Origin of the sequence: Microcystis sp. LE18-22.4A (assembly GCF_027531105.1) — a bacterium.
Classification (GTDB): domain Bacteria; phylum Cyanobacteriota; class Cyanobacteriia; order Cyanobacteriales; family Microcystaceae; genus Microcystis; species Microcystis aeruginosa.
The window spans coordinates 1-8,461 of sequence record NZ_JAPZRB010000549.1; the positions used below are offsets into that span (position 1 = coordinate 1).

At 42.0% G+C, this 8,461-nt stretch carries 7 protein-coding genes; 1 reads left to right on the top strand and 6 read right to left on the bottom strand.

Annotated features, from left to right (window positions below):
• Positions 1–114 precede the first annotated feature (114 nt).
• Positions 115–528 (top strand): N-acetylmuramoyl-L-alanine amidase-like domain-containing protein, encoded by a 414-nt coding sequence (locus tag O9295_RS23545; RefSeq protein WP_288035732.1) that lies wholly within the window; start codon positions 115–117, stop codon positions 526–528.
• A gap of 271 nt (positions 529–799) precedes the next feature.
• On the opposite strand, the gene O9295_RS23550 is transcribed toward O9295_RS23545, so the two are convergent.
• The 6 genes from O9295_RS23550 to O9295_RS27995 form a co-directional block, all read right to left on the bottom strand.
• Positions 800–1,975, bottom strand: coding sequence for a hybrid sensor histidine kinase/response regulator (locus tag O9295_RS23550; RefSeq protein WP_288035734.1), 1,176 nt, complete (start codon positions 1,973–1,975; stop codon positions 800–802).
• Positions 1,976–2,208: 233 nt separating this feature from the next.
• The gene (locus tag O9295_RS23555) at positions 2,209–2,655 is read right to left on the bottom strand and encodes a response regulator (protein WP_002777485.1); all 447 of its coding nucleotides are present in this window, start codon (positions 2,653–2,655) and stop codon (positions 2,209–2,211) included.
• The gene (locus tag O9295_RS23560) at positions 2,594–4,900 is read right to left on the bottom strand and encodes a sensor histidine kinase (RefSeq protein WP_288035735.1); all 2,307 of its coding nucleotides are present in this window, start codon (positions 4,898–4,900) and stop codon (positions 2,594–2,596) included. The genes O9295_RS23555 and O9295_RS23560 overlap by 62 nt, the downstream gene beginning before the upstream one ends.
• Before the next feature lie 345 nt (positions 4,901–5,245).
• Positions 5,246–5,446: a hypothetical protein gene (locus O9295_RS23565; protein WP_288035736.1), complete on the bottom strand. Its 201-nt coding sequence runs from the start codon at positions 5,444–5,446 to the stop codon at positions 5,246–5,248.
• 427 nt (positions 5,447–5,873) lie between these two features.
• The gene (locus O9295_RS23570) at positions 5,874–7,925 is read right to left on the bottom strand and encodes a M3 family metallopeptidase (protein WP_288035737.1); all 2,052 of its coding nucleotides are present in this window, start codon (positions 7,923–7,925) and stop codon (positions 5,874–5,876) included.
• Between the two features lie 39 nt (positions 7,926–7,964).
• Positions 7,965–8,204: a hypothetical protein gene (locus O9295_RS27995; protein WP_502846520.1), complete on the bottom strand. Its 240-nt coding sequence runs from the start codon at positions 8,202–8,204 to the stop codon at positions 7,965–7,967.
• Between the last annotated feature and the right edge of the window lie 257 nt (positions 8,205–8,461).

Below are 8,461 nucleotides of genomic sequence, written 5' to 3' on the forward strand. Positions count from 1 at the left end.
TCAATTGTCTATCTTTTGGTATTAACCTGTTTGTGCCTTAAGTCCTTCCCTGTATGGATTTCAGCTACTTTTGAGCGTAGGCGCTCTCATCGAATTTTATTTTAAGTTAATTATTTGCATAACAATTCCCGAAGAGCCGGAATTACTCTTAACAAAAAGCTCAACTTTATCAGCAAAAACCGCCATCTATATCCCCAGTTAAAAACTCAAAGTAATTACGATTGTATTCAACAGTTAGAACGGCAATTAGAAAGCTTATCCTTAACCTATATTCCCACCGCTAAGATTAAAGATATTTATCCACAACTGCAAGCTGGCGATATTATCGGTGTCGTGACTAATATCCCTGGTTTAGATACCACCCATACCGGTCTAGTTTATCGCTTTCCCGATGGCAAAATTGGCTTAATTCATGCCTCTCCTGCTGGTCAAGTTACCATTGCTAAAGACCTAGAAAAATATATCACTAAAGTGGACAAAGCCATCGGTATTTTTGTCGTTCGTTCCCTTGATCCAAGAAATAGGTAGGGTTTGCTGAATAAATCTAAAAACCTTGTTGGATAAGACTTTTAGACCTTTTTGAAATCCAAAAGTGCCTGGCATGGGAGTGATCAGGGGGAAATTCAGGTACTTTTTCCCTGAAAATTAGGTAATTGACCCCCTCAAAATCGGTAAAACCCCACACCCCACACCCTACACCTTACACCCTGCTTCTAGGAAAAACTTTTTCAGCAGACCCTAGGTAGATAGGGAGCGAGGGCAGCAGAAAAAAAATTGTGGTCCCACCCTATTGTTCATCTCAATTTAGGTGTTCAATGTCGGTAATAATCGGTAAAATCACCGTGATCTTTGTGCCTTTTCCTTCCTCACTTTCCAGGTAAATTTGTCCTTTGTGCGCTTCCACACAGCGTCCGACAATGGCTAATCCTAATCCCGTTCCTTGAATATTATCGACATTGCTACCGCGATAAAAAGGTTTAAATAAATTTTCTTTATCTTTGCTGGGAATACCAATTCCTCGATCGATAATTTTAAAGACTACCTGCTCGGATTCGACAATAATCTTAAATTCTACGGGGTTGCCTTGGGGTGAATATTTGAGAGCATTTCCCAGTAAATTTGTCAAGATATGTTTAATTAAATTTATATCCCAAAGTCCTCTTTCTAAGCTGCCCTCAATTTGGAAAATAATTGCTAATTGCGGCTCTGGCTTAACCGTAAAAGATTCTACCAATTTCTGACAATAATCCAGCAAATCCACCAGATCAAATTGACAGTATAATCTCCCGGAATCGGCCCGGCCAATTAATAAAACTTCTGTGAGCAATTGATCCATGTCTTTAATGGCCGATCGAATCATGCGAAAATAGCTAACTTGCTGATCTTTTGTCAACCGATCGCGACTTTCTTCTAATAATCCAGCCGAGAGTAAAATTTTATTTAAAGGATTGCGAAAATCGTGGGATAACATGGAAACAAATTCAGTTTTTAACTGATTTAATTCCTGAGCTTTTTCCAGTTGATTAGTGCGTTCAATCACGCTCATTTTTAAAGCTTCGTTCGATTCTCGTAAAGCTTCCTCCATCTGTTTTCGCTCGATCGCATAACATAGCGATCGAGTTAAAATTTCTAAACTTACTTCTCTTTTAATTAAATAATCCTGCGCTCCCTGACGCAGTGCTTGCAAGGCCAAATTATCATCATTAGTATTAGTTAAAACCACGATTGGCAATTTCGGAGCCGTAATTAAAAGGGGAGCTAAGGATTGCAAACCCTGACTATCTGGTAAAGTTAGATCTAATAAAATTACATCAAAATCTGTTTGTTGTAACAAAGAAATAGCCTCGGATAATCTTGAGACATTAACCAGATGAAATTCTTTTTTTTCATTACCCTTAAGAATTTCCTTTAATAATCGAGCTTCGGCTAAATTATCCTCGATTAAAAGAACTTTTATATCCTGCGAGAGTCCCATTTTTTAATCAAGAGTTAAAGAGATTTGGGAGGTTAGGAAGTGGGGTGTGGGGTGTGGGGTGTGGGGTGTAGGGTGTAGGGTGTAGGGTGTAGGGTGTAGGGTGTGGGGTGTGGGGTGTAGGGTGTAGGGCGTGGGGAGAATAAAGCTGCCTCCTGCCTCCTGCCTCCTGCCTCCTGCCTGCTGACGACCGACTCCTGATAACTGATAACTGATAACTGATAACTGATCATGATTCACTCCCCGGGTAAAGTAGCGGTTTCTAACCAAAAAGCCTCGATATTTTTGACAATTTTGAACAAATCGTTGAGATTGCGCGACTTGGTTATATAACAATTAACGTGCAGTTCATAGCTATAAAAAATATCCTCCTCGTTGCGAGAAGTGGTTAAAACCACCACAGGAATTCTTTTTAAACTGGGATCGTTTTTGATTTCCGCTAACACCTCCCGTCCGTCTTTTCTGGGTAAATTCAGATCGAGAAGAATCAGATTAGGACGGGGAGAATCGATATACTCCCCTTCTCGACGCAGATAATCCATGGCGTTGACACCATCCCTAACGATAACTAATTCGTGCGGGACGGTGCTAGTTTTTAATGCCTCCTGGATGAGGCGAATATCAGCTTTGCTGTCCTCCACTAATAAGATAATTTTGTGTGGCACGTCCTCGCCAGCGCTCACGCTCGTCACCTCCTAGGGGAATTGTAAAACAGAAAACCGCTCCTTTACCTAATTGGGATTCTACCCAAATTCGTCCGCGATGACACTCGATAATTTTCTTGCAAATCGCCAAACCCATACCTGTGCCGGGGTACTCGTCGCGGGTGTGTAGTCGTTGGAAAATCACGAAAATGCGTTCGGAAAATCGGGGATCGATACCAATTCCATTATCGGTGACAGAGAACAGCCATTCCTCCTCTTGACGTTGGGCAGCAATATGAATAGTGGGAGTTGCTTTTCCCCGGAATTTAATGGCATTACCGATGAGATTTTGGAACAATTGCATTAACTGGGTTTTATCTGCCATGACAATTGGCAAAGGATCAACGGTGATTATAGCTTGACTTTCCTGAATTCTCCCTTTCAGGTTAGCGAGAGCTTTTTCCAGTGCCAGATTAGCATCGATGGTATTAAACTCTACCGCCTGCATATCCACTTTCGAGTAAGCCAGCACATCATCTATTAATGTTTGCATCAAACTGACACCTTCGACGGCAAAAGTAATAAATTCTTTAGCATCTTCGTCCAGTTCTTCGGTGTAGCGCATTTCTAGCAACTGCACATAGTTGGCGACTTGATTGAGGGGTTCCTGTAAATCGTGGGAGGCGACGTAGGCGAATTTTTTTAATTCGGCGTTTGATAGTTCCAAATCCCGCGCTAAACGTGCCAACTCATCCGCTTGTTTTAAGATGATATTGACGATCGCTTTTCGTAATTCTAGTGCGGCGTTGATTTCTACTGCTTTCCAGGGTAAAGATTTGAGGCGAACGGTTTCTTTCCAGAGGGAGAAAGATTTACGCGGACAGAGACGAATATCACCATCTATGGCAGTCGTTTCCATCGCTTTACCCGGATCACCACCCCAGTTGACGGTTTGAATTACTTCCGGACGAAACCAGAGGAGATAATTACGTTTAGAAATGGGAATTGCTAGTAAACCACTGGCAATGTCTTTAAACTTACCCGCATCGGCATAAATTCGCGGTAAGGAATTGGTATAGTAAACATCTTCATGGACGTTTTTTTCTAGCCAAGTAATCAGATAGTTGAGTTCTTCTTCGCTCGGTGTTACTCCAATTAAGGTATAGTTACCACCTAAGCAAATAGCGGCTCCCGTGGCTTTAGTTAGATCGAGCAGATTCGGTTTATGGGCAATTAATCCATCAATAAAGTTATTAGCTTCCGCCATATAATCGATTAATTGCGATTGCACAAAGCTTAATTTTACTCGATAGTCATAATCCTCGGTTTCTTCCCGTGCCGATATTTCCGAAAAAATTACTCGTCCCAAAAATTCACAAGCTTTACGGAGTTCGTAGGGTACATATTTGGGGGTGCGGTGATGACAGGCAATAATGCCCCAGAGACGTTTATTTTCAATCAGAGAAATGGTTAGAGATGCTCCCACTCCCATATTATGCAGGTATTCTAAATGACAGGGAGAAGCACTTCTAAGACTGGACAGGGTTAAATTTAAGGGTTGTTGAGTTTCGGGGTGAAGACTAGGCACTAGATCGACGGGTTCAGAGGTAGCATCGGGAATCTGTCGAATCCAATTAGCACTTAATAAATTTCGTGCCGGGAGAGGGATATCGGAAGCGGGATAACGTAAACCGAGATAGGGTTCTAGTTGCTCTATTTTGTCTTCTGCTATCACATCACCGTTATCTTCTTCGTCGAATTTGTATAACATAACTCGATCGAATCCTGTCATTTTTCTGACTTCTTTAACGATGATATTACAGAAATCTTTCAGGCTACGGGTGGCTTCAAGTTTATCGATCGAAGTTTTGGCTAGGTGATAGAATCTCAGGAAAGGAATGTTTTCATAGGAAATAGCTGGTTCTAACTCTAAAATCAGCATTTGTTCGGCGTTGCGGTGAAAAATAGCATCAAAGACGGCAAAATCATCCCCTTTAACCCGCGCCCAAATTTTGGAGGGATTGATAGCATCAAAATCGTTATTTTCTATGGCTGATTTTAGAGGATCGATCTGAAAGGGATCGAAGATTTCCTCTAGGGTTTTACCGATAATTTCCCCCGTAGAAATACCCAATAAACTGCGGCTATTACTGCTAGTTTGGCTGACTTTTAGCTCCGGTTCGCTGAGAACTAAAAGCACCCCGTGCGGTTGAATTCGGTTATAGAGATGGATCGGTTCCCGTTCGAGCGAAGTTGGGTTAATTGTCTCGGTTATAACTTCCATGTGTATTGCCCCCAGAGGATTTTTGCCAAGTGGAAAACTCTTTGTTTATTAAAACTATTTCTTCTCACTTTCAGGGAGCGATCGAGAATAAATTTACTTCTCTTAATCCCAGTCCATCAAAAGTAATAAAACTTTAATTAATCAGTTATCTATCGATCGAGCAGTTCTGTTCAGTTCCCTTTATTATAATCAGTTTTTCTCTGAGAATCTAGGGTAATTTGTTAAGAATTAAGATTTAATGTTACAAGGGACGGATAATTCTTAATAAAAATATACAGTAGGGTGTGTTAGCGAAGTGTAACACACCAAAATCTAAGATTTAAATATGATAGCAACCCTTTTTTGTTAATTACCTGGAGGCAAAATATTGAACATTTCTCCAAGCTTATAAACATTGACAGGGAGACTAATTGACGGATTAATCTTTTGTGCTTTTTCTGGAACTATTTTTGTTAAAAATTCATGTAATTTTTGCCATACATTTTTCTTAGTTTCTCTATCTTCGCCTTCGACTTCATTAATTCTCAACTCAGCCAGAGTAGCCAAAATTTCCTTGCGAAGACCATTATAGCCAACGATGTAAAATTTGTTAAGAGCTTCTAGGACTTCATTTAATTTAATCAGCAGAAATTGTTTATACTTTGCACGGCTACAACTTGCATTTTTTACTCAAGGACAATAATATAGTTTAAGAGTCATAATTTAGTTTTTGGTGCGTTACTACTGGATTGTTTCAGCAGTTAAGTTAAGTAGTGGACTGTTTCAACTAAAATAGGGCAATAGATTTCGGCTTAAAATCTTAGATTATAGAATTTATAGCATTTTTCTAATACACCAAATTAGCTGAAACAATCCAGTAGGGTGCGTTAGGCAATCCCTTGTTTTTAGGGAAAAAATCAAGAGCTAAATATTGCTGTAACGCACCACAAAGAAAAGTTTTTGGTGCGTTACGCTACGCTAACACACCCTACTTTTATAAGCCGCTATGACGGAGGAGAGGTTCGGTACTAGGTTCGCGACCGCGGAAAGCCTTAAAAACATTCATAGGATGAGAACTTCCCCCCATAGCTAAGACAGTATCGCGAAAACGGCGGCCGATCGCTTTCACTGCTTCTTCGTTATCTAATCCCACTTCCTCGAAAGCGGCAAAAGCATCGGCACTGAGGACTTCTGCCCATTTATAACTATAGTAACCCGCCGCATAACCGCCAGCGAAAATATGCCCAAAAGAACACAAGAAAGCATCTTCCGGTAGAGGAGGAATTATTGTCGTCGTCGCCGCTAAACGCTGTCTGACTTGTTTAGGAGTTTCGCCGCCATTGGGTTGATAACGATGGTGTAATTCCAAATCTACTAAAGACAAATGTAACTGACGCAGCATAGCCGAACCGCTCATATAATTCTTAGCTAGGAGCAGTTTTTGATAGTAATGTTCGGGGAGAGTTTCACCGGTTTCGTAGTGTTTGGCCATACTCATTAAAGTAGGGCGATCATAACACCAATTTTCCATAAATTGACTGGGCAATTCCACCGCATCCCACTCAACGTTATTAATACCCGCCGCGCCGGAATAATCCACAGTGGTTAACATATGCTGTAAACCGTGGCCAAATTCGTGAAATAGGGTAGTTACCTCCTCAAAGGTCATTAAACTGGGGTTTCCGTCCACTGGAGGCGTTTGATTGCAGATTAAATAAGCCACAGGTAAACGCACCTCGGCACCGGTTTTGGCCCGACCGATACAGACATCCATCCAAGCACCGCCGCGTTTTTCGGCGGGACGACTGTAGGCATCGAGGTAGAAATAGGCGATTTTTTCGCCCTTTTCGTCGTTAATCTGGAAATAACGCACATCAGGATGCCAGATAGGTGCTTTACCGTCGGCAGCGATAATTTCCACCCCAAAAATCCGTTTAGCGAGGCTAAATATGCCTTCTAAAACCCGTGGTAGGGGGAAATAGGGGCGTAATTCCTCGGCACTAAAGTTAAACTTGGCCTGACGCTGTTTTTCTGACCAATAGGCTATATCCCAATGCTTGAGATCGTCGGTTCCCGCAAAAGTTTTTAAGGCCTCTAAATCCTGTTTTGCCGCTTCATAGCTTACTTGGCGTAAATTGTCAAGCAATTTCTCGATTTCATCCACAGAATTGGCCATTTTCCTGGCAAGACTGACCTCGGCGTAGGTACTATAACCTAAAAGATGGGCCTGTTCCTGACGAAGTTGCAAAATGCGATCGATTAAGGGATTATTATCCAATTCTCCCAGATCAGCCCGACTAACGTAGGCTTTATAGAGTTTTTCCCGCAATTCCCGATTATCGCTGTACTTCATAAAGGGGAAATAACTAGGAAAATCGAGGGTAATCACCCAGGGGCCGGTTTCGGTGCTGGCGTTAGTTTCCCCTTGGCCCCGGGCGGTTTGGGCGGCTAAACTGAGGAGACTAGGGGGTAAACCGGCGATATCTGCTGGGGTTGTTAGTTTTAGTTGAAAAGCTTTGGTGGCATCGAGGAGGTTATTAGAAAATTTCGTGGTGATTTCCGCTAATTCCAGTTGAATCGCGTTAAATATGTCTTTTTTCTCCCCTACCAATCCCACCCCGGCCAATTGGGCATCCCGCAGGGAAGCTTCGACAATGCGCTGTTGTGCCTCGTCTAATTGCCCCCAGCTTTCCCCTTGACGCAGGGACGAGAATGCCTCATAAATGGGTTTACTTTGGCTTAAACGGCTAATAAACTCGACTACCTGTGGTTGTACGGTTTCGTAAGCTTGACGCAATTCCGGGCTATTTTTTACCCCCATCAGATGACCGATAATCCCCCAACTCCAGCTTAAACGTTCTTCGATCCGGGTGAGGGGTTCGACTAATTTTTCCCAGGTGGGGGCAATCTGCGCTTCTAGATCGGTTAATTCTCTGGCCAGTTCCTGCAAAAGTTGCGTCATGCCAGGGACAATTAGGCCGGGTTGGATTTGGTCAAAAGCCGGTAATCCTTGACCGGCAAGCAGCGGGTTACTGGTGTTCGTCATAATTGTTGGTCTGCAAGGGTGGGTAATCTGTATCTTTTACTACCCTAACCCAAATCCCCGACCATCTATCCGGGCGATCGAACGCCGGAGCTTTTTCAGTGGGGTGTGGGGTGTGGGGTGTGGGGTGTAGGGTGTGGGGTGTAGGGTGTAGGGAAAGAAACCTCTTTCATCTGTGGGGGTGAAAATTTTTTCATTGGGACTGCCTCTGTTGATAAAAGATAAGCAAAAATTATTTATTGACTCCAAAAACTTGAGAATATTTAAATTAACATTCCGCAATATTTACAAATTCTTAAGAATTAATTGAGAAAGATTTTTATTTAACAACGATGTTACAATGGTTACAGCGATTTTACTGAATTTCATAATGGGTTATTCTGTGCTTTTTTGGGCAGCAATGGTTGAAACCCTTGCCACACCTAGAAGGTGATCCTAATTAAGACGGGTAAATCAGTCAATTTCACCCACAACGATGATCTTTTTTTTGTGTAGTTTTATTGCAAAAAAAAAGTTTTTTTGACAAAAAGCACAAAGTA

Bases quoted from the DNA above. Each gene is read 5' to 3' on its own strand.
- O9295_RS23550 (WP_288035734.1), bottom strand. From the start codon at position 1,975: ATGGGACTCTCGCAGGATATAAAAGTTCTTTTAATCGAGGATAATTTA.
- O9295_RS23560 (WP_288035735.1), bottom strand. From the start codon at position 4,900: ATGGAAGTTATAACCGAGACAATTAACCCAACTTCGCTCGAACGGGAA.
- O9295_RS23570 (WP_288035737.1), bottom strand. From the start codon at position 7,925: ATGACGAACACCAGTAACCCGCTGCTTGCCGGTCAAGGATTACCGGCT.